We start from the raw sequence: 25,970 nt of genomic DNA on the forward strand, positions 1-25,970 counted from the left end.
ACGATAACGGCGGACACAGCCCCGCCGGGTACGATTCAGCTGGCTACGGCTACGACCCCGCCGCGGGCACCGCCTCAAACACCGCCACGCCCTACGGCACCGACTACGGAAGCTACGGAATCGACCCCGCAGCGCCCGCTGCAAATGCATCCGGTGCACCCGGCGTGCACGACCCGGCAGAAGCCTCCTCCGTTGTGCCCAGCAACGAGGAATCCGTGCTCAGCCAAGCCGCCGCCATCGTCGACTCCTTCGCACCCGGCAGCGACTACGCCCTGCACGTGCAGAACGAAAACAACGACGGCACCCTACCTCAGCACCCGGACATCAACCAGGACCCCGCCGCGCCCTCCCGCTACCAGCCCGGCCACCGCCTCGGCAAGATTGTGACCGTCTGGGGCACCCACGGTGCGCCCGGTCGAAGCACCATCGCCTTCAACCTCGCCGCCCTCGCGGCGCAGCAGGGCCAGCAGGTCTGTCTCATCGACGCAGATACCTATGCGCCCAGCCTGGATGCACTCATGGCGCTCGAGGATACCGGCTCCGGCCTGGCAATTCTCTGCTCGGACGCCGACCGTGCCCAGCTCGACGAGAAGAAAGCCGGCGCCATCATGGAGCGCGTGCCCCTCAAAAACGGCACCTTCGACTTCTTGAGCGGCATCACTTCCTCCTCGCGTTGGCCCGAGGTTCGCGCCCGCGCCTTCTCCGAAGTGCTCGAATGGCTCAAACACCGCTACGACCTGGTCATTTGCGATGTTGCCGCCCCTATTGAGGTGGACGAGGAGCTAACCTTTGACGGCCCGGCACCGCGCCGTAACGCCGCGACCCTCACCGCGCTCGCCTGCGCCGACCGCGTGATTGCGCTCGGCGAAGCGGACGTCATCGGTCTGCCGCGCCTGATCAACCTCGCCCGCGAGGTGCAGTCGCGCCCGGATCTTTTCGCCCCCGAAACGGATGTGCAGTACTGGCTCAACCGCAGCCGCCGCGAAGCCGCTGGGTTCAACCCCGAGGCGAAGATGCGCGATAACTGGGCGCGCTACCTGTCGGTTCCGCTCACCGGCGTGATCCCGTACGAGCGTAAGGTCATGGACCGTTTGCGTCGCAACGGTGAAGCGCTGCTGGAGGTTGCACCTCGCCACGCGGTCGTGCAGTCCCTGGAGGCGATGCTTGAAGGCATGTACGCGGTGCGCCCCGGTGCGTAAGCCCGGCAGATAAATCCGTCAAATAAGTTCGTCGGATAAAACTAGCGCTGCTCAAAGACCCGGCTTGTTGGGGTGTCCCGTTCAGGGGCTCCGGCAGGTCGGGTTTTCTGCGTCTCAAGCATAGTGAGGGCGGGGGAGTAGTGCGAATATTTCATCTCAAAATTGAGGGGTTTATCTCATCTCACAGCGTCATATTTGGGAATAAAAGCCTGCTTCAAGAAATGCTCTGTAAACTATTCCACGTATTGCCGTTTGAATGGGAATTGCGGCGAGCAAACCGTAAAATAGTTGAACCTACCCGAACTCATGGGAAGCACGCAAACATATGTCTTTTACTGAAGCGACTCTGAGCGCCTACGACTTCGGTCCTGGCGATACTGAACGTATTCACCTCATCAAGGGTGAATGGCAGATCATCTCCGATATTGCCCAGAGCGACCTGGTTTTATGGTTCCCCACCGACTACATTGTTGCCGACGGCAGCTCTCCGGATGCCGTCTCCGGCCCCAGCGCAACCAGTAGTTTCCGTGCCATCGCTCACGTGCGCCCTTCCAACGTTCGAACCCTCTTCCACCGCGACATCATTGAGCGCGAGATGGACGAGGGAATCCGCGACGAGGCATACCGCGTCTGGATTGACCAGAACATCAGCACCTACACCGATGAGGGAAGCGGTGAAGGCGTTGGCGCCCGCCCGCGCGTACACGTGACTTTCGTACCCATTGTGCGCAATAACCGCACCATCGCACTGCTGACCAGCCACAAGATTGCCACCCCGAGCGGCTACCCGACCATCAGTGACGAAGTCTACGAATTCGCTGCTGACACCATGCTCTCCATGGTGCACTCCGGCCTGTGGCCCGACCCCCTCGCTCAGGGGAACAACACTCAGGGCAACCCCCGCGTGATTGACGGCATTATTGTGCTCGACCCCTCCGGTCGTGTGGTTGTCGCTTCCCCGAACGCGAACTCCATGTACAACCGCATGGGCATGACCGGCTACCTCGAAAAGCGAAACCTTGCCGATGTCACCCGCGCGATGCTTCCTGCCGGTGAGCAGGCAGATGAAACCCTGCAGCTGGTCCTGGCTGGTCGTAGTGACCTGCGCACCGAATTGGTTATTGCTCGTGCTCGCGTGACTATGCGATCCATCCCGCTGCTGGCGCAGAAGCGTGCCCGCATCGAGCGTGAAGGCGCCGTGATTCTTTGCCGCGATGTGACCGAGCTGCGCCGCCGCGAGCTGGAGCTCATGACTAAGGACGCGACCATCCGCGAAATTCACCACCGCGTGAAGAACAACCTGCAGACCGTGTCCGCTCTGCTGCGCCTGCAGTCGCGCCGCATGACCACGGACGAGGCGCGTCAGGGCCTGGAGCAGGCGATGCGCCGCGTGGCAACGATTGCTACCGTGCACGAGGCACTCTCGCAGGGCCTGACTCAGAACGTCGACTTTGATGAGCTGATTGAGCGTCAGTTCCACCTTGCCGCTGAGCTCGCTTCCCCCGGTCAGCATGTTTCCACCAAGCTGATTGGCTCCTTCGGCGCGCTGCCGAGCCAGTTCGCCACCCCTCTGGCGCTGGTCATTAACGAGGTGGTCGCGAACGCCGTGGAGCATGGCCTGGACGGCGAGACCGGCACCGTGACCCTCGAGGGTATTCGCGGTACCAACGATGAGGGCGAGAATATCCTCACCGTCGTGATTACCGATGACGGTAAGGGCATGGGCGATAAGAAGATTGAAGAGTCCGGCCCGGATGCCTACCGCCCGGTGACCGGCAAGGAAGGCCTGGGCATGCAGATTGTGCGTACCCTGGTGGCGAGCGAGCTGAACGGCTCGATTCGCTGGGAGGCTAACGAGCCGACCGGTACCCGCGTGGTCATCACCGCGGTGCTCGTCTAAGCCCCTTCTCGTATGACATAAAGAACTGCCGCCGCCCCGAGCACGGGGTGGCGGCAGTTTGCTGTCTAGATAGGTTCTGTATATAGCACTCTGTATATGGCAAAAGCGTGGTGCAGTGACATTGAATCACTGCACCACGCTTTTGATGCCCTATTGAATACTCCGGAAGTTAGGATGCACGGCGGGCACGAGCTGCGCGACGCTTCATCGCACGACGCTCGTCTTCACTGGTGCCACCCCATACGCCGGAGTCCTGGCCGGTCTCGATGGCCCACTTCAGGCAGACGTCTACAACCTCGCAAGAGCGGCAGACGGTCTTGGCCTCTTCAATTTGCAACAGGGCAGGTCCGGTGTTTCCTACGGGGAAGAACAGCTCCGGGTCCTTGTCCAAACAAGCTGCACGACTACGCCAATCCACGGTGGACCTCCTTCATGATTTACGGTCTCACGCGGTGGCAAGACACATCTATTTTCCTGTGCGCGTGTCAAATACATCCGCTGATGGGATGCTCACCCAACGTTAGGGTGAAAATTGACTTATCAACTTTCCCATGTTGGAGCGGATGTGACAAGTACTTTTCTCTAAAAACTTCAGTATTACACTGAGGCATCTATCACTTAGGTAAACCTTTGTCTAATTGAGGGGGTGGGAAATCGCATACTGACACGCCTCATCTGAGCCGCGTCTCATAGGTGAGGCGGGGGCGGCTGGGTGAGCGGCGCCTCATGCATAATATAAAGCGGTACCTACCCCTGAAATGCCGCACCGATGACGAGGCGGTGCACCCCGAGACGGGGGAGCGCCCACCCGCTAATGTACCAGAACATCGGACCGAGTACACTCCGGTCTGCCGCCGACACTACCCATGAGGAGCCCACCGTGCCGTCACGCCCGTTCAACGTCATCTACGCATTCGTTCTGACCGAAATTTTCGCGGCATACATTCTGATTCGCGGTATCCTCTACCCCTTTATCGTCAGCGGTATGTCTACCGCCCAGGCGATCGTGGGCGGCGTGCTCCAGGTGCTCATTGCTGCGGGCATGACCTACTACAGCCTGCGTTTCTACCGGGGCCGCTTCGGTTCGCGCCTGCCCATGATCCTGATTACCCTCTGCGCGCTGTGGGTCACCGCAAGCACCCTCATCATAAATGTGAGTGCTCACGGCCTGAACATTGGCCAGTTCATCACGATTGCGGGTGTTATTTGCGCGGCGGCTGCCTTCATTTTCGTGCTCATGCCCAGTAGCCGCCGCTATATTGAGGCGGTCACCGAGGCTTCGGGCGAAGAAGCGGAGAAGTACAGCCGCCGACGCCGCTAAGCCCCCCAGAACATAAACCCTTAGAAGGCTCGCTCTAGACACCTGCCGGTACCTTCTGCGTAGCTACTACAGCCCGTGCTGCCGTGGTCGGTGCCAGGGGAACCTGCGCCGCGCACACGGAGGCGCCGTCCACCACCACGAGACGACCGGCGGGCTGCTCGCCCTGCGTGAATCGATCCAGCGGTAGCGCGGTCACCGTGCACATGTCGGCATCCGCCAGGGACGCGGGCGCGAGTAGAAGCGCACGCGAGCATCCCATGAGCGCAGCCAGCAGGGGCGAGGAGGCGCGCCTCGGCCACGGTGTGTAGGCGACCAGCATGGCGCGGAACTCACCGCGACGCTCCAGAAGTAGCTGCTGAACGGCGGGGGAGAGATACTGCAGGTCATCGACGAACACGAGCGTGCGCGCGGGGTTCTTCACCGAGTCCAGGAGCGCACGGGTACGCTCCACGCTCGGCGGCTCACCCGTAGCGCCGCCAGCACTCGTAGCGCCGCCAGCACCCGTAGCGCCGCCAGAACCCTCAAGGACGAGGGTGCTCAGCTGCGGGTTGAGCTGAGCAATGCTCTCCAGCAGGGTGCTTTTACCCGCCGACCGGGAGCCCTGCACCGGAACTACCGCGCCAGCCGGGGCGCTCAACCACACAGGCATCTGTCGGCGGTCAAAGGCAACCAGCAGCTTAGCGCCCTGCGAATTGCAGGCGGCGTGGGCGGCGGTCACGTACTCGGTCGAGGGCATGCGATAGTACTCGGGGAACTGCCGCAGAAGAGTGCCGGGGCGAGGGGTTGACCCGCTAGAAGCGCTCGCCGCGTTACCCCGCAGAACCTGAACCAGCTCCTGGAAACTCGCAACGCAGGGCGAAAGAATCGAAGCGCTCAGCGGCTGATCCCCAATCAACTCCTCATTGATGGCGCCCTCCACACAGTAGTGGCTCTGCGCCGGGGTAGGGTAGTCCTTGCTCGTTGAACGCATCAGGTCGGCGTCCAGGAAGCGGCGGCTCAACAGCGTAGAATGCGCCGCAGCAGCGAAACGACCGCGCGGGTTCAATGCGGAGGTAAACACCACCGAATATCCGCGACGGCACCCCTGCGAGAGCAAGTCGTAGAGCAGGTTCTCCGTATCGGGTTGGCGAACCAGCGCCTCCAGCCAACTGTCCAGACCGTCCACGACAATGAGCGGACGGGCAGAATCCTCGGCACCCCACATGTTCGGGGTGCGCAGCTGCTCCAGGCAGAACCGCAGATGCGAAAGTTCCTGCGCACCCACGAGCGCCTCAAAGGCACCGGCGTAGGGTTCCAGGTCACGGTAGAGCGCACCGTCAGAGGTCAGCAGAACAACCGGCGTGCGGGCGGCGAACGCCTGAGCTAAAAGCCCGTAGAGCATCGGGGCTCGTTCGGCGCTCTGCGCCAGCAGTGCCAGCGCCTGCTGCCCCGACCAGCTGATCGGGCGGCGCACACCGTAGCGGGCAATCTCCAGCTCGCCCAGCAGGTACCCCTCGGATGCAACGCCAGAGTCTGTGGGTTCCTGCGGGGTAGCCGCCGGGTCAATGCCGTACGCTACCGGTTCGCTCACCGGCGCCTCCACCACGGGCAGCGGGGTGTTCTCGGGAAGCTCCGGCGGAATCGGGCAATACTCATCCTGAACCGCCGCATTCTTCTGGAGACCCCTCGATACCTGATTCCTTGATGCGTGATTCCTCGGCGCGTACTCGCGTTCATAGAGCGCACGAATCTGCTGCGCCGAACGAATCAGCAACTCATCCTCATTGCCGCCCAACTTCTGTGCGGCAGAAGCGGCAGTCAGCTCACGCCAGCCACCATCCTCAAGACCCAGCACCTGCACCGGACGGGCATCGCTACTCGAGGGGACCGCATCCACCAGCGGGGCACGGAACGGCAGAGAATGGCCATCCGGCAGGCGCACATAACCGGCACCCGGATGCGCCGCCGAAATATACGCCGCAGACTCATGCTCCAGCAGGTTATAGGAATCCTGCGCGCTCGCCACGCGCAGGCAAATGCTCGTGGCAATATTGGCGCGAATATCCTGCGAAATAGCACCCTGCGGACGCTGAGTCGCCAACACCAGGTGCAGACCCAGCGAACGACCAATCGTGGCGATGCGCATCAGCTCAGCCATAGCGTCCGGCATGGAATCGATGAGCATGCGGAACTCATCCACCACGATCAGCAGCTCGGGGTAGCGCGGAGTCGTACCCGCCGCCTGGCAGGACGCCAGGTAGTCGCGGTAGGAGTTCACGCCGAGCGCCTGCAGATCCACCTCGCGGCGGTGAATATCGGCGCGCAAAAATTCGAGCGCACGCTCCACCGCGGACACATCAAAATTACTCAACACGCTCAGGGCATGCGGCAACTGAGCAAGAGGACCCAAACCCGCCGAGCCCTTGAAATCCACCAAAATCAGGCCGAGGCGCTCGGGCGGGTAACGTAGCGCAGCGCTGAGCACCAGCGAACGCAGCAGCTGTGACTTACCGGCACCGGTCGTGCCACCGAGCAGCCAGTGCGGACCGTGTTCAGACAGACCAATATTCAGTGGGCCACCCGAAGAAACACCCAGGTAGCAGCGAATATCGGAGGCGTAACGTTGAGCGGACCAGCGCTGCAGAACGGACTCCACCGCCATATCATCGGTGCGGTTCTTCTGCCGTGCGTTCTGCGCCTGGAGGGACGAGAACTGGAGAGAAGAGAATAGATGCGCCGACTGGTGCACCTGCGCCTCACTGAGCGCGCCCTGCTCCTGCTCGCATCCGGCACGGTACAGGTTCTCAAGAGCGGCACAGAACGCCTCAACACTCAGGCCGTCGGCGTGCTGGCACAGACCCTCACACGCTAGAGGATGCACCTGGTAGACGCCCTCGGTGGGCTGCACTGCAGGCGCGGCATAACCCTGCGCGCGGTAGCGGATGCTCTGACGGTGGCTGCCTTCGCTGGTGCACTCAATCCAGGCGGCACCAAAAAGCGCACCGGGTGCAGGGGCGGGACTATCACCCTCAGCGCTGCCCAGCACGCAGAGCGCCGGGGCGTTCATCTTCTGCTCACGCGGGGAGGCGAACGCATGGGACTGCGAAGACTGCGCGAGTGCCCCAGAATTCAGCGCGGTCAGCAGTGGCGCGTAGGTAGCGCTCGCCTGCTGTGGCATGAGAATTAGCGGCGGAACCGATGAGGAAAGCTCCGACTGCAAGCTGCTCTGCAGGGCCTGCAGATACTTGTCCTGATGCACGCCCGGCAGACAATGCACGCTCACGCCCGGCACCACAGCCAGAGTCTGCACCAGACGATTGGTTCGCTGCTGATCAGCGCTATCAGCGCCAGCCAGCAGAACGTGCACCGAACCCGGATAACCCGCCACCAGCTGCACCAGGTAGGCGCGCAGATGCGCCTCCTCCAGCTTCAGGTAGTGACCGAGAGCCGGGGTGGGCAGCGGCAGATAGTGGGGTGCATCCTGCTTCTCCAGCGTGCCCAGCGGCAGGTTGCGGCCGCGCAGGTAGGGCTGGCGAGGACCGCACCCGAGCACAATAGCCGGGTAGGCGGCATCGTGCAGTGCAGAGGGGCCCGAAATTGCCAGGTTGCCCGCGGTCGGCAGGGTGAGGGCACGTTCCTTCTCCTGTAGTGCCGCCTGATGAGTCTGCTGCGATGCGGCACGGTTCTCCGCCCGACCGCCAAAGAAATGCAGAAGCATCAGCAGCGAAGACGCCGCAGACATCAGCAGAAGGAACCACATGCCGGTCACCAGCGCAATAATCAGACCCACCACAATGGGCAGGCACACGCTCAGCAGAATCTGCTTGAGCTTACGCGGGGCGGGAGGGTTCACCGTCACCGGCTCAAAGGGGTTTCCGGCATCGCCCAGGGGAGCGAGCGTCTGCGCGGGCTCGTCGGGGGAGGAATCGGGGAAAGAGCCGGGGGTAGCGCTGGTGGCGCTTGCCTTCTCAGCGGTGCGTTCGCCGTCGGCGCCAGGTGAGGTGAGCATGCAGAGTGAGGAGCCGAGGCGGAATGGCTCGTCCCAGCGCAGGATGCGCGGTTCGGCGCCCTGCGCCTTCTCGCTACCATCGCTTGCGGCGGGGTGCTTCTCAATCCAGCGGATGCCGGAGCTGTCAGCGTAGAAGCTACCGTGCACCGGCTTGAGGAAGGGGTCCTGCAGGTGAATATGGTGCGGCTGTTCTCCTCCACGGCCAGCTAGTGCCGCCCTGCCGAGGCTGGTGCGGCCGCGGCTGATGGGGAAGGTTGCGCCCGCGTCGGGTCCGCGCAGAATGTGCAGGAGGCTGACGGCGGGTGCGTTCGGAATGTGGTTATTGGGCGCATCGGAGGCGCTGGCGGGGCCCTGATTCTGTGCGGGGCGTAGTTGGAACGTCGCCTCTTGTGCCTTGGTGTGTGCGCCGGGTGCGCAGTGTTGCAGGGCTTGGTTGAGCGCCTGCTCTAGGGCCTGCTGGTGTGCGCTACCCGCGCTGCCGGGGTGCAGCTGTATTCCGTTGGGTGCCGCCTCGCCGTCGAGTCGGAGTACGCGGGGGTAGGGGAGCGCGTCGGTGGTGTTGTGGTGGTCGAGAAAGAAGAGAGTCATACCCTCAGGGAACATTAAAAAGCGTTAAAGCTCAATAAATTACCTGTATGTGAATTAAAATGTTCGTATTTTTTGAATTTTTCGCCCAATTTTTCAAAAAGCTGTGGATAAACTACCTCAATTACCTCTCGTATACACCGGCGCGCATCCCGAAAAAGTGCTGATACAGCACTCCTTGCAGCGCGTGTTGTGGCGCCTGAGAGCCTTGAAAAACCCGCCCCGACCGGTCTTCTTGCATCTGCGGCTCTACGCGGCGGCACATGACCGCAGCACATATGGCAGGGTGAATATTTACCCGTAAATAAAATTCCTTCCCCAAAAGCCGGCCATAAAAATACGCGGCAGAAAGAACTTTCTCAGACCCGCTTGACCTCGGGGTTCGCGAAGAATATTCACCCAGAGAAAGAGCGCGCGAACAATAGTCCAAAAGCCCCTAAAAGCACGTCATAAGTATGCGTAGTGCTTGATAAACAGGTATCTTAGATTATGACTATATCCATCACGGGAGGGGCTTTTTACGCCCACCCGTGCGGATTGCGGCACGACTGAGAACCCTCGGATGTGTCCAATCTGGTAGGTGAATACCGCCCTCGCAGAAGCGGCGGTGCGCCGTGATAATACAGGAGAAAACATTGACCGCTGACCTCGTAGTAGTCGGTTCGGGCCTCTTTGGTCTGACCATCGCAGAACAGGCTGCCACTGAGCTGGGCCTGAAGGTTGCCCTGCTGGACCGCCGTTCCCACATCGGTGGTAACGCATACAGCGAGAAGGAGAAGCAGACCGGTATTGAGGTGCACCGCTACGGTGCGCACCTGTTCCACACCTCCAACGAGCGTGTCTGGGAGTACGTGAACCGTTTCACCGAGTTCACCAACTACGTACACCGCGTGTACACCCGCCACAACGGCATCGTGTACCCCATGCCCATTAACCTGGGTACCATCAACCAGTTCTTCAACGCCGCTTACTCTCCCGCAGAGGCAAAGGCGCTCATCGCTGAGCAGGCTGGCGAGCTGGCTGGCACCGACCCGCAGAACCTGAACGATAAGGGTATCTCCCTGATTGGCCGCCCCCTGTACGAGGCGTTCATCAAGCACTACACCGCTAAGCAGTGGCAGACCCCGCCGGAAGAGTTGCCGGCATCTATCATTTCCCGCCTGCCGGTTCGCTACAACTACGACAACCGCTACTTCAACGACAAGTACGAAGGTCTGCCTGTTGACGGCTACGCAGCATGGCTGGAGCGTATGGCGGCGCACCCGAACATTGAGGTGCACCTGAACACTGACTTCTTCGAGCCCGGTCACCAGTACTCTCGCGAGAACGTTCTGGGTCAGATTCCCGTGGTCTACACCGGCCCGGTTGACCGCTACTTTGACTACGCTGAGGGCGACCTGTCCTGGCGTACCATCGACCTGGAAGAAGAAGTCCTGCCGATTGAGGACTTCCAGGGTTGCTCCGTGATGAACTACCCCGATGCTGATGTTCCGTTCACCCGCATCCACGAGTTCCGTCACTTCCACCCCGAGCGTGACTACACCAAGGACGCAACCGTCATTATGCGCGAGTACTCTCGCTTCGCTAACAAGGGTGACGAGCCGTACTACCCGGTCAACACCTCCGTGGACCGTGAGAAGCTGCTGGCGTACCGCGACCTGGCTAAGGGCGAGAACAACGTGCTGTTCGGCGGCCGCCTGGGCACCTACAAGTACCTGGATATGCACATGGCTATCGGTGCTGCACTGTCCATGTTCGATAACAAGATCCGCCCGCACTTTGCTGACGGTGCGAAGCTCGAGTCCGGTGGTGTTGACGCATAACCATGGCTGATAAGACTTTGAAGAACCTGCAGCGGGTTATTTTCCCGAGCGCAGTTGAGACCGACGTCGTCCCCCTGTACGTGGACGCGAGTGTCGCAACCGGCGTTCAGCTGCCCACCCGTATTGATGGTGACGCTTCCACCTCCATTGCGGAGGCGATGAACACCTCCGGTCAGTCTGTGTCGAGCGCCAGCGCGAACCGTGATGCCGCGAACAGCCTGAACAGCCGCCGCTCCATTACCGTGAACGCGGGCCAGAGCCTGTCTTTCGGCACCTACTTCAACGCGTTTCCCGCCTCGTACTGGCGCCGCTGGACCGACCTGAAGAAGGTCGTGCTGAGCGTTCAGACTCGCGGCGAGGGCATGGTCATTGTGTACAAGTCGAATGGCCGTGGCGTGATTCAGCGCGTGGATGCGAAGCTGCTCTCCGGCGAGGAGACCAACACCTTCACCCTGCCCCTGGCACCGTTCGGTGACGGCGGCTGGTACTGGTTCGACCTGGCTGGTACTACTGATCTTGAGCTGATTGAAGCGAACTGGCTGGGCGATATTGAGCCCCGCGCAGACGTGAAGGCTGGCCAGGCGACCGTGCAGATTACCACCATGAACAAGGTGGAGTACTGCATTAACAACATTCGTGCTCTGGGTGAGAGCCCCGAGATTTTCGATGCTGTGCACGAGTTCCTGATTGTGGATCAGGGCACCCAGAAGGTGCAGGACCACGAGGACTTCGAAGAGGTCGTCAAGCCCCTCTCCGGTAAGTTCCGCATTATCAACCAGGGCAACCTGGGTGGTTCCGGCGGCTTCTCGCGCGGCATGTTCGAGGCTGTCAACAACGGCTCCGATTACGTGCTGCTGCTCGATGACGACGTCATCGTTGAGCCCGAGTCGATCCTGCGTATGGTGACCTTCGCGAACTACTGCAAGGAACCCACCATCGTGGGTGCGCACATGTTCGACATGTTTGACCGTTCGGTCCTGCACGCGTTCGGTGAGGTTGTTGACCCGTGGCGTAACTTCTACGCTAAGCCGCACGAAGACATGGCGATGGGCCACAACCTGGGCCACCACAACCTGCGTAACACCCCGTGGCTGCACCGCCGCGTGGACGTGGACTACAACGGCTGGTGGATGTGCCTCATCCCGACCACCGTCATTAAGGAAATCGGTCTGTCTCTGCCCCTGTTCCTGAAGTGGGATGACGCTGAGTACGGTCTGCGCGCTAAGGCCGCGGGCTTCGCTACCGTGTCCTTCCCCGGTGCGGGTGTGTGGCACGTGTCCTGGACCGATAAGGATGACTCCGTCGGCTGGCAGGCGTACTACCACGAGCGCAACCGCCTCATTACGGCGCTGCTGCACTCGCCCTTCGATAAGGGTGGCCGCGTGCTACTGGAGTCCCTGTTCTTGGACGTCAAGCACACCCTGTCCATGCAGTACTACACCGAGGCTGGCCGCCTGATGGCGCTGGAGGATCTGCTTTCTGGCCCCGATCACCTGCACCCCTCGCTCTCGCAGCGTCTGCCGGTGATTCGTGCGATGGCTAAGGAGTACCCGGAGTCTCAGGTGAAGCCGAACGTGGATGATTTCCCGGCTATCCAGACGAAGAAGCCTCCGTTCCGTGGCCGCCGTTCCTTCGCGTCCCCGGGCTATAAGAAGCTTGCTTCGTGGACCGCGAAGACTGTTGCTCGTCAGCTGTTCAAGCCGGTGAGCGAAGAGGCGAAGGCTCACCCGCAGATTCAGCTGAACTACGGTGAGACGAACTGGTGGACCCTGTCAAAGTTCGATTCGGCTCTGGCGACTAACGCTGAGGGTACCGGCCTGTTCTGGTACCGCCGCGACCCCGAGCAGCTCAAGTCGAAGCTGGCTCAGGCCGCTAAGCTGCACGTTCAGCTGGTGACCGGCTGGGAGAAGCTGCGTGAGCAGTACCGTTCGAAGGCTGCTGAGGTTGCCTCCTACGATGCGTGGGCTAAGACCTTTGCCGAGCATACGGATTCTGAGCTGACCCGATGAACGATCTGAAGTCTGTTCCCCTGAAGGCGCCCGGCCGTGGGCGCGGCATCCTGGATGCGGTGAAGAACCGCTACCTGCTTCGACTGCTGGTCGATAAGGAAATCCAGGTCCGCTACCGCGGCTCGGTGCTGGGCATTTTGTGGTCGTACATTAAGCCGGGTGTGCAGTTCCTGGTGTTCTACATTGCCATGGGTATGTTCCTTGGCTTGGAACGCGGTATGCACAACTATGCGGTGTACCTGTTCTCGGGCATGATTGCCATTAACTTCTTCTCGGAGGGTTTTGGTAATGGTGCTCGCGCCATGGTGGTTAACAGCGCGCTGATTCGTAAGATTTACCTGCCGCGTGAGCTGTTCTCGCTGTCGACGGTGTGGGTGGCTCTGGTGCATTTTGTGCCTCAGATTGCTGTGATGCTGTTGGCCTGCTTCTTGGTGGGTTGGTCCCCGACCTTCCTGGCGTTGGGGTCGATTCTGGCGGGCATGCTCATCGTGATGCTGTTGTCCTATGGTTTGGGTCTGATCTTCGGTGTGGCGAACGTGTTCTTCCGCGATTCGGAGAACATCGTGGACATGCTGCTGATGGTGGCTACCTGGTTCTCGCCGGTGCTGTACTCCTGGACCATGGTGCGTGACACCCTGTACCCGTGGGTGTTTAACGTGTTCATGCTTAACCCGCTGACCGTTGCGGTGGAGCTGTTCCACTATGGCTTCTGGCATCCGACGCTCCGTCCTGAGGATTTGGCGCTTCCTTCTTCGCAGGTGGTTCCGTATCTCTTCAGCTTCTGGACTCCGATTGCCATTGGTATTTCTCTGCTGACCGTTTTGATTGGTGATTTGCTCTTCCGTAAGTTTGAGGGCAACTTCGCCCAGGAGCTCTGATTCTGTGGATATTAAGAAGCTTGAGTTCCCGCCGGTGAGCCCGGACGCTCCCGTGGTGATTCGCGTGGAGAATTTGGTGAAGCGCTTCGTTCTGCGCCACACCCGTTCGATGAAGGAAGCTTTTGTGTGGCTGATTAAGGGCCGCAAGGGTGATCTTTCGGAGAAGTTCAATGCGCTCAACGGCGTGAGCCTGGATATTCGTCAGGGTGAGCGTGTGGCTCTTCTGGGTCTGAACGGCTCGGGTAAGTCCACGCTGCTGAAGATGATTTCTGGCGTGATGCGCGCCGATGAGGGTGAGGTTCTCACTCGCGGCAATATTGCGGGTCTGATTGAGGTGGGCGCTGGTTTCCACCCTGATCTGACCGGTCGCGATAACGTGTACCTCAACGGCGCGATTTTGGGTATGTCCAAGGAGGAGATTGAGGCTTCCTTCGATTCGATTGTGGATTTCGCTGAGATTCACGACTTTATCGATACCGAGGTGAAGTTCTACTCTTCGGGTATGTACCTGCGTCTGGCATTCTCGGTTGCGGTTCATACGAACCCGGATATCTTCCTGGTGGATGAGATTCTTGCGGTGGGCGATGAGCCGTTCCAGAAGAAGTGTATTGCGAAGATTCAGGAGCTGTGCTCTGCCGGTAAGACTCTTGTCGTGGTGAGCCATGACCTGGATTTGGTTTCTAAGATTTGTGACCGCGGTGTGGTGCTGGAGCACGGTAACCTGCGTTTTGACGGTCCGATTAAGAAAGCCGTGAAGGTGATTCGTGGCGGCGACTAACCGCTAGGTGATTGCTGGTGATGGGGCGTGTATTCCCGATGGGGGAGTGCACGCCCCTTTGCTGTGCCCGAATGTTGTGCCTGAGAAGTTGTTGTTGCTCGATAGGGTTCTGGCGTTTCAGCTGGAGCGGCAGGGGGAGGCAGCAGTGGCGGTTGCGGGGGTTTTAAGACGAAATGTTACGTGTGCACCGAGTGCAAGATGGCGGTGGTCGGCGGTAAACGGTTCGGGAGGCGCACGTGCAGCTGTTCTGCAAGTCACAGCTGACTAGGCGTTTTGGATTTTAGTGCACATTAGGTAAAGGTATATGCAATTCTATGCATCAAAAATACTCAAATACTATACTCGTAAATATTAAGGGGTGTTTTATTACATTTTGATAAATTTGATGCGCAGAGGGTAGGGTGATGGTGGCATTGATGTATCAATGCTTCACCGTATTCCACACAACCACACCGCACACAGCATCGGATTATTTCAATGGAGAACACCGTACTGGATACCCGGGCGGAGCATCTAACTCTGCTCGAGGAAAATATCCGTAAGGCAATGCGCCACCGCAGCCTGGACCCGCACGAGGACCAGCGCGCCGTTCGCGGGCTCATTGACGAGCACCTGAACGATTACGAACAGCGGCGCACCCGCATCTCCCTGCCCGATTTGGGCGACCGCGAATCCGTGATTCAGCGCCTGCACGATGAAATCTGCGGCTTCGGCGTGATTCAGCCGTTCCTCGATGATGAGAGCGTTGAAGAAATCTGGATCAACTCTCCCGACGAAATCTTTATCGCCCGCAACGGCGAAAGCGAATTGACCGGTCTGCACCTGAGCGCCGAGGCGATCAATAGCCTGCTGGAGCGCATGCTCAAGCCTTCTGGTCGCCGAGTGGACCTTTCCTCCCCGTTCGTTGATGCATCCCTGCCGGATGGCTCCCGCTTGCACGCGGTGATTCCCGATATTACTCGCAGGCACACGAGCATCAATATCCGTAAGTTCGTGGTGCGTGCCCGCCGCCTGCCCGACCTGGTACGAATGAACTCGCTGAGTGCCGGCGCGGCGTCCCTGCTGCACGCGGCGGTGGAGAGCGGCATGAACATCCTCGTATCGGGTGCAACCCAAGCTGGTAAGACCACGATGCTGAACTGCCTGTCGGCATCTATTCCGCCGCGTGAGCGCGTGATTACGTGCGAAGAAATCTTTGAGCTTGCGGTTCCGCTACGCGATGTGGTGGGTCTGCAGTGCCGCCAGCCGAACCTTGAGGGCACCGGCGCGATTGAGCTGCGCCGCCTGGTCAAGGAAGCTCTGCGTATGCGCCCGGACCGCATCCTCATTGGTGAGGTGCGTGAGGCGGAGTCCCTGGATATGCTCATTGCGCTCAACGCGGGCCTGCCGGGTATGTGCACGATTCACGCGAACTCGGCGCGTGACGCGGTGACCAAGATTTGCACCCTGCCGCTGCTGGCGGGCGAGAATATTTCCTCGGCGTTCGTGGTGCCGACCGTGGCGTCCTGCTTTGACATTGTGGTGCATTGCGGCCGCGATTCGCGCGGTCAGCGTCAGGTTGAAGAGATTAGCATGCTGGGCGGCCGCGTTGAGGACGGCGTGATTGAGATGTCTCCGCTGTTTGTGCGCCGTGACGGTCGGATGGTGTGCGTGGCGTTGGAGCTGCCGAACCCGGACCGTTGGATTCGTGCCGGTCACCGCCCCGAGCAGGTGCTGGCGGCGGCGAAGGCGGGTCAGTAATGCCTCTGTTTTTGAGTCTGATTTTGGGGTTGGGCGTCTGCCTGATTTACCTTTCCTGCTTTCCGGATAACGGCAAACCGCCGAAGCCGAGTAATGACCCGGCGCTGGTTGTGGCGCTGCGTAAGGCGGGTATGCATTCGCTGACGCCTCGCACGTTCATGTGGGTGAGTGTCGTCAGCGGTGTGGGCGCGTCGATTCTGCTGCTGATGGTTACTCAGCTTTTGCCGCTGGGTCTGCTGGGTCTGATTGGTGGTTTTGTGGCGCCTCGTGTGGTCGTGAATCATCGTGCCCGCGCGGCGGATGCCCGGATTTGGCAGTTGTGGCCGGATGCGGTGGATCACCTGCGTTCGGCGATTCGAGCCGGTTTGTCCCTGCCGGAGGCGCTGATTCAGCTGTCCTACCGCGGCCCGGAGGAACTGCGTGACGCCTTCGCCCATTTTTCGCGTGATTACCGTGCATCGGGTGAGTTCGTGCCGTCGCTGAACCGTTTGAAGGAGTACCTCTCTGACCCGGTGGCGGACACCATCATTGAGGCTTTGAAGATTGCCCGCGAGGTGGGCGGTTCGGACCTGGGTAAGCTGCTGGGCACGCTGAGTGATTTTCTGCGTGAGAATGCGCGTACCCGTTCGGAGCTTCTGGCGCGTCAGTCGTGGACTGTGAATGCGGCTCGCCTCTCCTGTGTGGCGCCCTGGTTTGTGCTGTGTCTGATGGCGACTCAGCCTGCCGCGCGCATGGTTTATAACTCATTTGCCGGTGCGATGCTGATGATTGCCGGTGCCGCTATTTCTTTGGCGGCGTACCGTCTGATGCTGCGTATTGGTGAGTTGCCGCGTGAACGGAGGGTTTTCGGGTGAACCTGCCTCTGATTTTTGGTCTGCTGTTGGCGACCGGCGTGGGTCTGATTCTTTCGTCGGTGCTGAATACTCGCAGTATTTCGTTCTCTGATCGTGTGGCGTCGCAGCTGCGCGGTGAGACTTTGCGTGAGTCGCTCTTGAAGGAGCAGGAGCGCCGCGAGCCGAGCCTGCTGGAGGCGATTTCGGCGTTCTGCGCGCCGCTTCTGCGTTCGCTGTCTTCGTCGTTGAGCGGCTCGTCGCTGAGTGATAGTTCGGTGCAGGAGCGTCTGCGTCGTGCTGGTTCTTCGCAGAGTGTGAGTGCGTTTCGTGCTGAGCAGCTGCTGTGGGCTCTTGCCGGTGTGACCGTCATGAGTGCCCTGACCGTTATCGGTGTGGTGCAGGAGCGTTTCTCGATCCTGGTGGCTCTTGTGCTGGTGCTGGTGAGCGGTTTGAGCGGCTTTCTGGCACGTGACTGGTGGCTGGGCGAGGCGGTGACTAAGCGTGAGAAGCAGCTGGTCGCTGAGTTCCCGGCGCTGGCGGAGATGATGGCGCTGTCGGTGACGGCGGGCGAGTCGGCACTGGCGGCTTTGGAGCGTATCTGTTTGACCTCTCGCGGCGAGTTGGCTCGTGAGTTTTCTGAGATTTTGGCTCAGACCCGCACGGGCGTTTCGCTCTTGAGCGCGCTGCAGGAGTTCTCGGAGCGTACTCGCGTTCCGGCGTTGAGTCGCTTCGTTGAGGGTATTGCTGTTGCGATTGAGCGCGGTACCCCTCTGGCCGATGTGTTGCGTGCGCAGGCTCAGGATGTGCGCGATAACGCTAAGCGTGAGCTGATGGAAACAGCCGGTAAGAAGGAGATTGCGATGCTCGCCCCGGTGGTGTTTTTCATCCTGCCGCTGACCGTGATTTTTGCGATCTTCCCGGGCTTGTCGCTCATGCGTTTGAACTTTTAGATTTTGCGGCGGGTACACACCGTACCGGCCGCGCCGTGGTGGGCTGGGCTGATTGCCCGGCGCGCCGCACCAACCACACACTACACCCTTTGATTGAAGGAGAAAATCATGTTCCGTCGTTTCCGCACCACCCTTACCGTGCTGATCGCCCTGGCTGTCGCATCCGTGCTGGCTCTGCGCCTGAAGAACAAGCAGGATGACCCCGAGCGCGGCGACGTGCCCGGTTGGGTCATGATTACCATGATGAGCGCCGTGCTGGTTGCCGCTATCCTGGCGATTGCTCAGCCCGCTCTGACCAAGATGTTCAACGACGCGATTGCTCTGGTTCACCAGTAATGCGTAAGTCCCGCATCGCTTCTGAGCTGACTGCCGCTGAGCTCGCGGAACATTCTGTGGAGGATAGCGAGCGCGGTGACGCCAGCACGGAATTCGTCATGGTCGGTGCGCTGTTGGTGTTGCTGACCATGGCGATTCTGCAGGTTTCTTTCGCCCTGTATGCACGAACCATGTTGGTGGATGCTGCGGCGGCTGGGGCACGTTACGGTACGATGCGTGACCGCACTCCGCAGGAGGGCATGGAGCGTACCCGTCAGCTGATTGAGGGGGCTCTTCCGTCTTCGTATGCTGAGAATATTTCGTACCGTCAGAGTAGTGATTCTACGGGTGTGCGCACTTTGGAGGTGACGGTGAAGTCTCCTTTGCCGGTGCTGGGTCCGTGGGGTTTTCCGGATTCTATTGAGGTGAAGGGGCATGCGATTTATGCGGAGCATCGTTCCGGTGATTAGTGGCTTTTCGCTTCGGCAGCGTGTGAAGGAACGCCTGAAGAGCCGGTCTGACCGGCGTCTTTCTAGCCAGCAAAGCCCCGAAGAGGGTAGCGCCATTGTGGAGTTCCTGGGTTTGGGTATTACTCTGCTCATCCCGGTGCTCTACGGCATTCTGACGATTTTTAGCTTGCAGTCTTCGGTGATGGCGGCTCATGCGGCGAGCGCCCAGGTGGTGCTGTATGTGCAGGAGCAGCCGCAGGATTCGTCGGTTGGTCCGGATTTGGCTCAGCGTCTGGCGGTGCATGCTGCCGCGGATTACGGGGTTGAGCCCTCCGATGTGAGCGTGTCGTTGAGCTGTTCATCGGGGGAGTGCATCTCGGGTACGAAGGCGTACGCCACGGTGACGGTTCAGGCGCGCTTGCCGCTGCTGCCTTCGTTTATGGGTGGCGGCGTGATTCCGGTGAGTTCTCATGCGACGAGTTGGGGGTCTGGTCATGATGCTTCGTAGTGTTGTGCCTGCTCGCCTGTTCTCGGTTGCCTACCTGCAGGCTCGTACCCGTGTGCAGACTCGTGCCAACATGAAGATTCGAGCCAGTGCGCTGGGCCGGGCGCTCGCCTCTGATCCTCCCGCCTCAAGCCCGGAAGAGGGCAGCATTGCCCCGTTGATTGTGGGTATGCTGGCGTTGCTTCTGCTCATCGGTTCGGTGACGGTGGCGATTACCGGCGCGTATCTGCAGACTCAGCATCTGCAGGATATGGCGGACGCTCAGGCGAACTCGATTACCCGCACGATGCGCACTCCGGAGGAAGCGAGTGGTTCGGCGGCGTGGGAGTATGCGAGCGCGTACCTGGCTGAGGTTCAGCCGGGGCAGGATTTTCATGCGTTGCGTCTGGATAATGTGTCCGTGGATTCTGATCACAGTGTGCACGTGTACCTGTCGGCTCGTATTCGTCCGCCGCTGCTGTCGATTCTGGTGCCTGATGGTATTGAGGTGACCGCTCATGGTTCGTCGCGTTTGAAGACGAGCCAGGGCCCGTCCAGCGATTAGTGGCGTTGTGAGCCCCATAGACTGCGAGGGTGCATCCGCAAGGTAGTGTAACGGCTAGCGGATGCGCCCTCGTTTTTATCCCCGTTTTTGTGCCCGTTGGGCGGCTTCTGCCCTCTACCTCTGCCCACTACCCGCCTCATCCTTCTGCGCTGTGGGCTGTTGCGGGCTGTAACGGCGGGACTTTCTGGCCGTTTCGCGATAGTGTTAAAAGCTATGGCATCCTTCGACTTTTCTGCTGAGATTAAAGAGCTTCGCGCGATCTTCGACTCTATTGCTGCTGTGAGCGATATTGAGGGGATTGAGCGCGCCATTGAGGACCTGTCTGCGCAGGCTGCCGCCCCCGATTTGTGGGATGACGTGGAGAACGCGCAGAAGGTGACGAGCGCACTGTCGTATAAGCAGTCGGAGCTGAATCGTCTGCGTTCGCTGTCTTCTCGCATTGATGATGTTGAGGTGATGGTGGAGCTTGCCGAAGCGGAGGATGAGGAGACCGCCGCCGAGCTGCTCGCTGATGCTGAGCGTGAGTGCGGTGAGATCCGCGCCAAGCTGGAGGAGCTTGAGGTGCTGGTGCTGCTGTCGGGTGAGTACGATCAGCGTGAGGCTGTGGTGACGATCCGTTCGGGCGCCGGTGGCGTGGATGCCGCTGATTTCGCGGAGATGCTGCTGCGCATGTACCTGCGTTGGGCGGAGAAGAACGGCTACCCGACGAAGGTTCTGGACACCTCCTACGCTGAGGAGGCGGGCCTGAAGTCGGTGACCTTCGAGGTGAACGCGCCGTACGCTTTTGGCCGCCTGTCGGTGGAAGCGGGTACTCACCGCCTGGTGCGTATTTCGCCGTTCGATAATCAGGGCCGCCGCCAGACCTCGTTTGCGGCGGTTGAGGTGATTCCTCTGATTGAGCAGACGGATGCTATTGAGATTCCCGAGTCTGAGATTAAGGTGGATGTGTTCCGCTCGTCGGGCCCGGGTGGTCAGTCGGTGAATACGACGGATTCGGCGGTGCGTATGACTCACTTGCCGACCGGTATTGTGGTGTCGATGCAGAATGAGAAGTCGCAGTTGCAGAACCGTGCGGCGGCTTTGCGTGTGCTGCAGTCTCGCCTGTTGCTGTTGCGTAAGGAGCAGGAGGATGCGAAGAAGAAGGAGCTTGCCGGTGACATTAAGGCAAGCTGGGGGGACCAGATGCGCTCCTATGTTCTGCATCCGTACCAGATGGTGAAGGATCTGCGTACCGGCTATGAGGAGGGTAATACCTCTAATGTTTTGGATGGCGGTTTGAACGCCTTTATTGATGCTGGTATTCGCTGGCGTGCTTCGGGGCGCGCGGCTGAAGACAGCTAAGACATGAAGGATTGAGTGATGGCTCAGAAAAAGAAGAAAGACGCGAAGAAGGACCCGAATAACGCGATTATTGCCCAGAATAAGAAGGCTCGCCACAACTACAACATTGTGGATACTTATGAGGCGGGCATTGTTCTGTTGGGTACTGAGGTGAAGTCTCTGCGTGATGGTGGGGCGTCCATTGTGGATGGTTTCTGCCAGGTGACCGATAACGAGATGTGGCTCGAGGGCATTCATATTGCGGAGTACGGTTACGGTACGTGGACGAACCATGCGGCTCGTCGTCGCCGTAAGTTGCTGCTGCATCGTTCTGAGATTAATAAGTTGGCGCAGAAGCTGAAGGAGACCGGTTACACGGTGGTTCCGTTGAAGCTGTACTTCTCGAATGGTCGTGCGAAGGTTGAGATTGCTTTGGCGACCGGTAAGCGTGAGTACGATAAGCGTCAGGCTTTGCGTGAGCGTCAGGATGACCTGGAGGCGCGCCGCGCGATGCGTTACCGCAACCTCGGCTAGAGCTGAGGCAACGGCCGGGGTGCACGGTTGCTCTAGGAACTTGCCGGTAGGGGCGGGGCGCGGTTCCTCACGTATAATGGTTAAAAATTTCGTGGCGTACCGCGAGCACCATTCATTCTTTGAGGAGACATATGTCTGAGAACCCGAACTACCAGCAGAACCCGGGCGAGTTCATTCCCGCACCGCAGCAGGCACCCGCATACAACATGCAGGGCGGCTACCCCGGCTACCAGCCGAAACCGGGCTCGGGGCTGGCTATCGCCTCCTTGGTCTGCGGTATTTTGGGTGTTCTGACCGGTATTTTTATCTTTAGTGGACTTTCTCTTGGCCTGGCGGGTATCGTGCTGGGTATTGTTGCGCTGGTGAAGGTGAAGAACGGTACCGCTTCCGGTAAGGGCATGGCGATTGGTGGCATTGTCACCGGTGCGCTGGGCATGATTGTTGCTGTTGTTGTGCTGATTCTGGGCATGATTGGCATTGGTATGCTCAGCGAGTGTGCTGAGCATGCTGTGCAGGACTCGAACGGCAACTACGTGTGCACTGTGAATGGTCATACCCAGACTTTGGACCCTGATGAGTACCGTACTCTGCGCCGCTAAGTCGCGCTGAGTCTTTGAAGCGTTATGGGACCGAATAGTGTTGAACTATTCGGTCCCTTGCTCTTTTTCGGCACTGATTCTGCCCGATTGGTGGATTCTGGGGTCTGATTCTGAAATCTTGGACTTCATAGATGCCTCAAATGATGGCTTATTTATATAATGGAACCGAACTCAGCGCGCAATGGTGCGTTGGGCGAGTATAAATTGTTCGCTGCAACTGTGAAGGAAAGAACGACGGATGTCTGAGAATAACTACGGAAACAACCAGGGGAACGCGCAGAACCCCTACGCTGCTCAGCAGCCTAATTCTTCCGCCCAGAGCTCGTACGGTCAGGATTATGGCCAGGCTCCTGCAGCGCAGAATACTTACGGCCAGGATTATGGTCAGAGCGCATCCGCTCAGAACAGCTACGGCCAAACTCAGCAGAACACTGCTCAGCAGAACGCGCCCCAGCAGAACCAGTACGGTCAGTTCGGTGCGCAGTCTTCTCAGAATACTTACGGTCAGAACGCTGCTCAGGGTTCTTCTGCACAGGGCGTTTCGGCACAGGGCGCTGCAGCACAGAACACCTACGGCCAGGCTCAGCCCGCTCAGCAGCAGTACGGTTACGGTCAGGATGCTTCCTACCAGGCGCAGCCCGCTCAGCAGAACCAGTACGGTTACGGCCAGGACGCCTCCTACCAGGCGCAGCCCGCTGACTACAACTACCAGCAGAACTCTTACCAGCAGCAGCCTCAGCAGGATGCTTACGGTTACGGCCAGCCCGCGGGTTACCCGTATGCGGCTCCCGTGACGAAGAAGGCTCCCGGCATGGCGCTGGCGGCGATGATCCTCGGTATTGCGGCTGTGCTGACCGGTTTCCTCGTGTTTGGTATTCTGCTGGGTATCGCCGCAATCATTCTGGGCGCGCTGTCCCTGAAGAAGACTAAGGAAGTTGGCGCGGGTAAGGCATTCGCATTGACCGGTATTATCACCGGTGCGGTGTCCGTCCTGATTTCAATTTCCATGCTTTTCGTATATATTTCTTTCTTCCAGACTACTGAGAAGTGCCTTGAGGTTGGTACCGATGACGGTCACGGTAACGTGGTCTGCCAGATTGGTGACAACCCGAACAACCGCATGACTGTTCCTGCGCGCCACTAAATTTTGACCGCCTAATTTTGACTGCCTAATTTTGGCTACCCAGCGCCGTACGCGAACGGGGTGAGGCTCCCAGATGATTTGGGGCGCCTCACCCCGTTTGCTGTGCCCGCCGTTGATGAGGGTGTGTGCGGTGGAGGCGCGCTCGCCGGGTTCTGCACAGGTATTCTCTGTCAGTGAGTGTGCCGCGTGTGCGGGGTGGGGGACTTGCACGCCGTTAAACATCTTAGATATACTGAATCTCTACCGTGTTTGAATGGCACCGCGGCATCAAGGTATGTCGAGGAAAACTTTCAGAAGACGGTGGGCTTTTTGATAAAAGCATACGGGGATGATCGGTTTCGACGATGTGAGTTGAGATGGGTGAAGCGTGCCGAGGATGCAGGGTTATCTCGTTAACGCCCTCTGCAAAAAATTAAGTGCAGAATCTAAGCGCACTGACTTCGCACTCGCTGCCTAAGCGCGAGTTGCCGTCTGTCGGCCTGAGCATGCCTTTGGCTCAGTTACCGGCATCGACTTAAAAGGCCACTGCTGCTAGCCCTTGTTGCGGGGGTTAGCGGGACTTTTACGTGACTAGGTTCGTCGGTATATGTGTTTATGCAAGTACCGGAGCCGAAAAGTAGCGTTCGCATAAACTGCGCACGGAGAAGCCCCGTTGACGCCACATCGGACCGGGGTTCGATTCCCCGCATCTCCACCCTTGAGATGCTGGTTTGGATACAATCCAAGCCAGCATCTTTTTTATGCCCGAAAGCGGGTTTTCCCTTGTCAATAATGCTGGGTTTTGCGGTGGATGATGGATAACATCTTCATCCGCGTCCTGCGCTCTTTAATCTGGGAGAGGTCAAATGCGTGCGAAGAGTATATTTACACTAGGATTTCTTCTCACTATTGTTCCGGTGTTCTGGGTGGTTATCTCATTTGCCAGAGGTGGGGAGTTCTTCGATCCAGTATCAATTCTTGGTGCAATTTTAGGAGGTCTTTTGGTCACTTTTGTAGCCAGAAGGACGCTTGAGAGTGATTTAAAGTTCCCTAAGGGACCTCCTAAAGGACCTAGTGTGTAAAACATCGCTTAGAATTTTCTAAGAGGAAGAACCGCGGTAGGTTTCTACCACCCGGCAGGACGCCCCACGGCATCCCCTGCCGGGTATTTTTATGCCCAATTTGCGGTCCGTTCTGGGGTGTGCCGGTGTGCCCCTCCGCGACAAGCCCGCGCAGCATAGCCCCGTATGTGAGCGAGTCGCGGCTCATGAGCTCGCCGTGCCCTACCCCGCCCAGATGCGCAGCTCTGCCTCAGGGAACGATGGTGGAACCGCTCGTCAGGCGCGCAGAAACGCCTGTGAATTGAGTTAACAATCGGATCCCTTAGCAGCGCGGATAGGGTCGCGAGGAGAGTGACAGATAGCACTTGTGGTACCGTTGTGGCGAGCGAAGGAGCTTGACATGGCCCTTGACTTTAAGATGGCCTTTGACTTTAAGAAGGAACACAAGGAACTCTACGCCCCCAAGAAGAGGCCGGGCATTATCGAGGTCCCGCCGGTTACCTACGTGGCGGTGCGTGGAAGTGGTGACCCTAACGAAGAAGGCGGGGCCTACCAGCAGGCAATCGCGGTCCTGTATGCCATCTCATACACGATCAAAATGAGCAAGAAGGGTACTCGTCAGATCGAGGGCTATACCGACTTTGTCGTCCCGCCTTTGGAAGGCTTCTGGTGGCAGGACGCCGTGGAGGGGGTCGACTACGCCCACAAGGAGGCATTCAACTGGATTGCCGTTATCCGTCTACCCGATTTCGTGACACGGGAGGTCTTCGGCTGGGCGGTCGAGGAGGCGACGGCGAAAAAGAAGATTGACTGCTCGATTGCGGAGTATCTTCGGGTACGCGAGGGGCTCTGCATCCAGTGTCTGCACGTCGGTAGCTACGACGACGAGCCTGCCACGGTCGAAGCCATGGATGCCTTCGCGCGCGAGCAAGGCTACGAGATCGACCTGTCGGAGGAGCGGCGCTACCACGAGGTTTATCTGTCGGACGCTCGCAAGGTAACACCTGACAAGTTGAAGACCATCGTGCGTCATCCGATTAAACTCGCGGGTGAAGACTGACAGTTCGAATAGCGGCAGCCTGGCGAGTGTGAAGTGTTAGGAGCTTCGTGTTCGTGCGGCCGGTGGCCTACTAGCCGTAGCGCGAGAAGACAGGTAGTGTTGTTACGTTAGCTCTCTATGATTGGAGTGAATAATGCTTGTTGTGACGACCCCGACCGTTGAGGGTGCACCCATCAAGGAGTACATCGGTATGGTCTCCGGCGAGGCGATTTCCGGTGTCAACATGTTCAAAGACATCGGTGCGAGCCTGGCTAACTTGTTCGGTGGCCGCGCCTCCCAGTACGAGGAAGAGATTGGCGGCGCCTCCGAGACTGCCGTCAATGAAATGTGCGCCCGTGCCGAGGCGATGGGCGCCAATGCGGTCGTCGGCGTGAAGGTCGACTACTTCACCGCCGGCACCGACAACGGCATGCTCGCCGCCATCGCGACGGGCACCGCGGTCATTCTCTGACCCGC

22 protein-coding genes and 1 other RNA gene are annotated in these 25,970 nt (G+C 59.3%); 21 read left to right on the forward strand and 2 right to left on the reverse strand.

What is annotated here, in order from left to right:
• Together Q0216_RS08745 and Q0216_RS08750 are read left to right on the forward strand one after the other, a co-directional pair.
• The coding region (locus tag Q0216_RS08745) for a P-loop NTPase (RefSeq protein ID WP_298594593.1) at positions 1 to 1,199 on the forward strand (1,199 nt) is incomplete at its 5' end.
• 325 nt (positions 1,200 to 1,524) lie between these two features.
• On the forward strand, positions 1,525 to 3,099 hold the full coding sequence (locus Q0216_RS08750; protein WP_298594595.1) for a sensor histidine kinase: 1,575 nt from the start codon (positions 1,525 to 1,527) through the stop codon (positions 3,097 to 3,099).
• 169 nt (positions 3,100 to 3,268) lie between these two features.
• Here the strand turns inward: Q0216_RS08750 and Q0216_RS08755 are convergent, their stop codons facing one another.
• On the reverse strand, positions 3,269 to 3,517 hold the full coding sequence (locus Q0216_RS08755; protein ID WP_005505386.1) for a WhiB family transcriptional regulator: 249 nt from the start codon (positions 3,515 to 3,517) through the stop codon (positions 3,269 to 3,271).
• A 462-nt stretch (positions 3,518 to 3,979) separates the two neighbouring features.
• Here Q0216_RS08755 and Q0216_RS08760 point away from each other — a divergent pair, with 462 nt between their 5' ends.
• A complete protein-coding gene (locus tag Q0216_RS08760; RefSeq protein WP_298594597.1) occupies positions 3,980 to 4,420 on the forward strand; it encodes an alpha-N-acetylglucosamine transferase in 441 nt (146 codons plus the stop codon).
• A gap of 34 nt (positions 4,421 to 4,454) precedes the next feature.
• Here the strand turns inward: Q0216_RS08760 and Q0216_RS08765 are convergent, their stop codons facing one another.
• On the reverse strand, positions 4,455 to 8,996 hold the full coding sequence (locus tag Q0216_RS08765; protein WP_298594599.1) for an FtsK/SpoIIIE domain-containing protein: 4,542 nt from the start codon (positions 8,994 to 8,996) through the stop codon (positions 4,455 to 4,457).
• Positions 8,997 to 9,628: 632 nt separating this feature from the next.
• On the opposite strand from Q0216_RS08765, the gene glf reads away from it, so the two are divergent.
• The 18 genes from glf to Q0216_RS08855 all read left to right on the forward strand — a co-directional run bounded on the left by glf (position 9,629) and on the right by Q0216_RS08855 (position 25,965).
• Positions 9,629 to 10,816 (forward strand): UDP-galactopyranose mutase, encoded by a 1,188-nt coding sequence (glf, locus tag Q0216_RS08770; protein ID WP_298594601.1) that lies wholly within the window; start codon positions 9,629 to 9,631, stop codon positions 10,814 to 10,816.
• Between the two features lie 2 nt (positions 10,817 to 10,818).
• Entirely contained in the window at positions 10,819 to 12,825 is a 2,007-nt protein-coding gene (locus tag Q0216_RS08775; protein ID WP_298594604.1) for a glycosyltransferase, read from the forward strand.
• A complete protein-coding gene (locus Q0216_RS08780) occupies positions 12,822 to 13,703 on the forward strand; it encodes an ABC transporter permease (RefSeq protein ID WP_298594606.1) in 882 nt (293 codons plus the stop codon). Before Q0216_RS08775 ends, Q0216_RS08780 begins: the two co-directional genes overlap by 4 nt.
• 4 nt (positions 13,704 to 13,707) lie before the next feature.
• Complete coding sequence (locus Q0216_RS08785) at positions 13,708 to 14,481, forward strand: ABC transporter ATP-binding protein (protein WP_298594608.1); 774 nt, start codon at positions 13,708 to 13,710, stop codon at positions 14,479 to 14,481.
• A 477-nt stretch (positions 14,482 to 14,958) separates the two neighbouring features.
• Positions 14,959 to 16,221 (forward strand): CpaF family protein, encoded by a 1,263-nt coding sequence (locus Q0216_RS08790; protein ID WP_298594609.1) that lies wholly within the window; start codon positions 14,959 to 14,961, stop codon positions 16,219 to 16,221.
• Positions 16,221 to 17,075, forward strand: coding sequence for a type II secretion system F family protein (locus Q0216_RS08795; protein ID WP_298594610.1), 855 nt, complete (start codon positions 16,221 to 16,223; stop codon positions 17,073 to 17,075). The genes Q0216_RS08790 and Q0216_RS08795 overlap by 1 nt, the downstream gene beginning before the upstream one ends.
• Positions 17,072 to 18,004 (forward strand): type II secretion system F family protein, encoded by a 933-nt coding sequence (locus Q0216_RS08800; protein ID WP_298594612.1) that lies wholly within the window; start codon positions 17,072 to 17,074, stop codon positions 18,002 to 18,004. Before Q0216_RS08795 ends, Q0216_RS08800 begins: the two co-directional genes overlap by 4 nt.
• A gap of 108 nt (positions 18,005 to 18,112) precedes the next feature.
• Entirely contained in the window at positions 18,113 to 18,340 is a 228-nt protein-coding gene (locus tag Q0216_RS08805) for a hypothetical protein (RefSeq protein ID WP_070676030.1), read from the forward strand.
• Positions 18,340 to 18,789: a TadE family protein gene (locus Q0216_RS08810; protein ID WP_298594614.1), complete on the forward strand. Its 450-nt coding sequence runs from the start codon at positions 18,340 to 18,342 to the stop codon at positions 18,787 to 18,789. The genes Q0216_RS08805 and Q0216_RS08810 overlap by 1 nt, the downstream gene beginning before the upstream one ends.
• Positions 18,755 to 19,276, forward strand: coding sequence for a pilus assembly protein TadE (locus Q0216_RS08815; RefSeq protein ID WP_298594616.1), 522 nt, complete (start codon positions 18,755 to 18,757; stop codon positions 19,274 to 19,276). Before Q0216_RS08810 ends, Q0216_RS08815 begins: the two co-directional genes overlap by 35 nt.
• The gene (locus Q0216_RS08820) at positions 19,263 to 19,817 is read left to right on the forward strand and encodes a pilus assembly protein TadG-related protein (protein WP_298594618.1); all 555 of its coding nucleotides are present in this window, start codon (positions 19,263 to 19,265) and stop codon (positions 19,815 to 19,817) included. The genes Q0216_RS08815 and Q0216_RS08820 overlap by 14 nt, the downstream gene beginning before the upstream one ends.
• A 213-nt stretch (positions 19,818 to 20,030) precedes the next feature.
• Positions 20,031 to 21,158, forward strand: a complete 1,128-nt coding sequence (prfB, locus tag Q0216_RS08825) for a peptide chain release factor 2 (protein ID WP_298594620.1) — start codon at positions 20,031 to 20,033, stop codon at positions 21,156 to 21,158.
• 18 nt (positions 21,159 to 21,176) lie between these two features.
• Positions 21,177 to 21,671, forward strand: coding sequence for an SsrA-binding protein SmpB (gene smpB, locus Q0216_RS08830; RefSeq protein ID WP_005505423.1), 495 nt, complete (start codon positions 21,177 to 21,179; stop codon positions 21,669 to 21,671).
• 131 nt (positions 21,672 to 21,802) lie between these two features.
• Positions 21,803 to 22,270: a DUF4190 domain-containing protein gene (locus Q0216_RS08835; RefSeq protein ID WP_298594621.1), complete on the forward strand. Its 468-nt coding sequence runs from the start codon at positions 21,803 to 21,805 to the stop codon at positions 22,268 to 22,270.
• Positions 22,271 to 22,508: 238 nt separating this feature from the next.
• Complete coding sequence (locus Q0216_RS08840; protein WP_298594623.1) at positions 22,509 to 23,414, forward strand: DUF4190 domain-containing protein; 906 nt, start codon at positions 22,509 to 22,511, stop codon at positions 23,412 to 23,414.
• 324 nt (positions 23,415 to 23,738) lie between these two features.
• Positions 23,739 to 24,111, forward strand: a transfer-messenger RNA (tmRNA) gene (ssrA, locus tag Q0216_RS08845).
• A 743-nt stretch (positions 24,112 to 24,854) separates the two neighbouring features.
• Positions 24,855 to 25,514, forward strand: coding sequence for a GyrI-like domain-containing protein (locus tag Q0216_RS08850; RefSeq protein ID WP_298594625.1), 660 nt, complete (start codon positions 24,855 to 24,857; stop codon positions 25,512 to 25,514).
• A gap of 133 nt (positions 25,515 to 25,647) precedes the next feature.
• On the forward strand, positions 25,648 to 25,965 hold the full coding sequence (locus tag Q0216_RS08855; RefSeq protein ID WP_298594627.1) for a heavy metal-binding domain-containing protein: 318 nt from the start codon (positions 25,648 to 25,650) through the stop codon (positions 25,963 to 25,965).
• The last annotated feature ends 5 nt before the right edge of the window (positions 25,966 to 25,970 follow it).

Origin of the sequence: uncultured Rothia sp., from assembly GCF_937976295.1 — a bacterium.
In the GTDB taxonomy this organism is placed as follows: Bacteria; Actinomycetota; Actinomycetes; order Actinomycetales; family Micrococcaceae; genus Rothia.

Bases quoted from the DNA above. Each gene is read 5' to 3' on its own strand.
- Q0216_RS08820 (WP_298594618.1), top strand. From the start codon at position 19,263: ATGATGCTTCGTAGTGTTGTGCCTGCTCGCCTGTTCTCGGTTGCCTAC.
- Q0216_RS08855 (WP_298594627.1), top strand. From the start codon at position 25,648: ATGCTTGTTGTGACGACCCCGACCGTTGAGGGTGCACCCATCAAGGAG.
- Q0216_RS08780 (WP_298594606.1), top strand. From the start codon at position 12,822: ATGAACGATCTGAAGTCTGTTCCCCTGAAGGCGCCCGGCCGTGGGCGC.
- Q0216_RS08840 (WP_298594623.1), top strand. From the start codon at position 22,509: ATGTCTGAGAATAACTACGGAAACAACCAGGGGAACGCGCAGAACCCC.
- prfB (WP_298594620.1), top strand. From the start codon at position 20,031: ATGGCATCCTTCGACTTTTCTGCTGAGATTAAAGAGCTTCGCGCGATC.
- Q0216_RS08765 (WP_298594599.1), bottom strand. From the start codon at position 8,996: ATGACTCTCTTCTTTCTCGACCACCACAACACCACCGACGCGCTCCCC.
- smpB (WP_005505423.1), top strand. From the start codon at position 21,177: ATGGCTCAGAAAAAGAAGAAAGACGCGAAGAAGGACCCGAATAACGCG.
- Q0216_RS08850 (WP_298594625.1), top strand. From the start codon at position 24,855: ATGGCCCTTGACTTTAAGATGGCCTTTGACTTTAAGAAGGAACACAAG.
- Q0216_RS08795 (WP_298594610.1), top strand. From the start codon at position 16,221: ATGCCTCTGTTTTTGAGTCTGATTTTGGGGTTGGGCGTCTGCCTGATT.
- Q0216_RS08775 (WP_298594604.1), top strand. From the start codon at position 10,819: ATGGCTGATAAGACTTTGAAGAACCTGCAGCGGGTTATTTTCCCGAGC.
- Q0216_RS08790 (WP_298594609.1), top strand. From the start codon at position 14,959: ATGGAGAACACCGTACTGGATACCCGGGCGGAGCATCTAACTCTGCTC.
- Q0216_RS08750 (WP_298594595.1), top strand. From the start codon at position 1,525: ATGTCTTTTACTGAAGCGACTCTGAGCGCCTACGACTTCGGTCCTGGC.
- Q0216_RS08805 (WP_070676030.1), top strand. From the start codon at position 18,113: ATGTTCCGTCGTTTCCGCACCACCCTTACCGTGCTGATCGCCCTGGCT.
- Q0216_RS08815 (WP_298594616.1), top strand. From the start codon at position 18,755: ATGCGATTTATGCGGAGCATCGTTCCGGTGATTAGTGGCTTTTCGCTT.
- Q0216_RS08835 (WP_298594621.1), top strand. From the start codon at position 21,803: ATGTCTGAGAACCCGAACTACCAGCAGAACCCGGGCGAGTTCATTCCC.
- Q0216_RS08810 (WP_298594614.1), top strand. From the start codon at position 18,340: ATGCGTAAGTCCCGCATCGCTTCTGAGCTGACTGCCGCTGAGCTCGCG.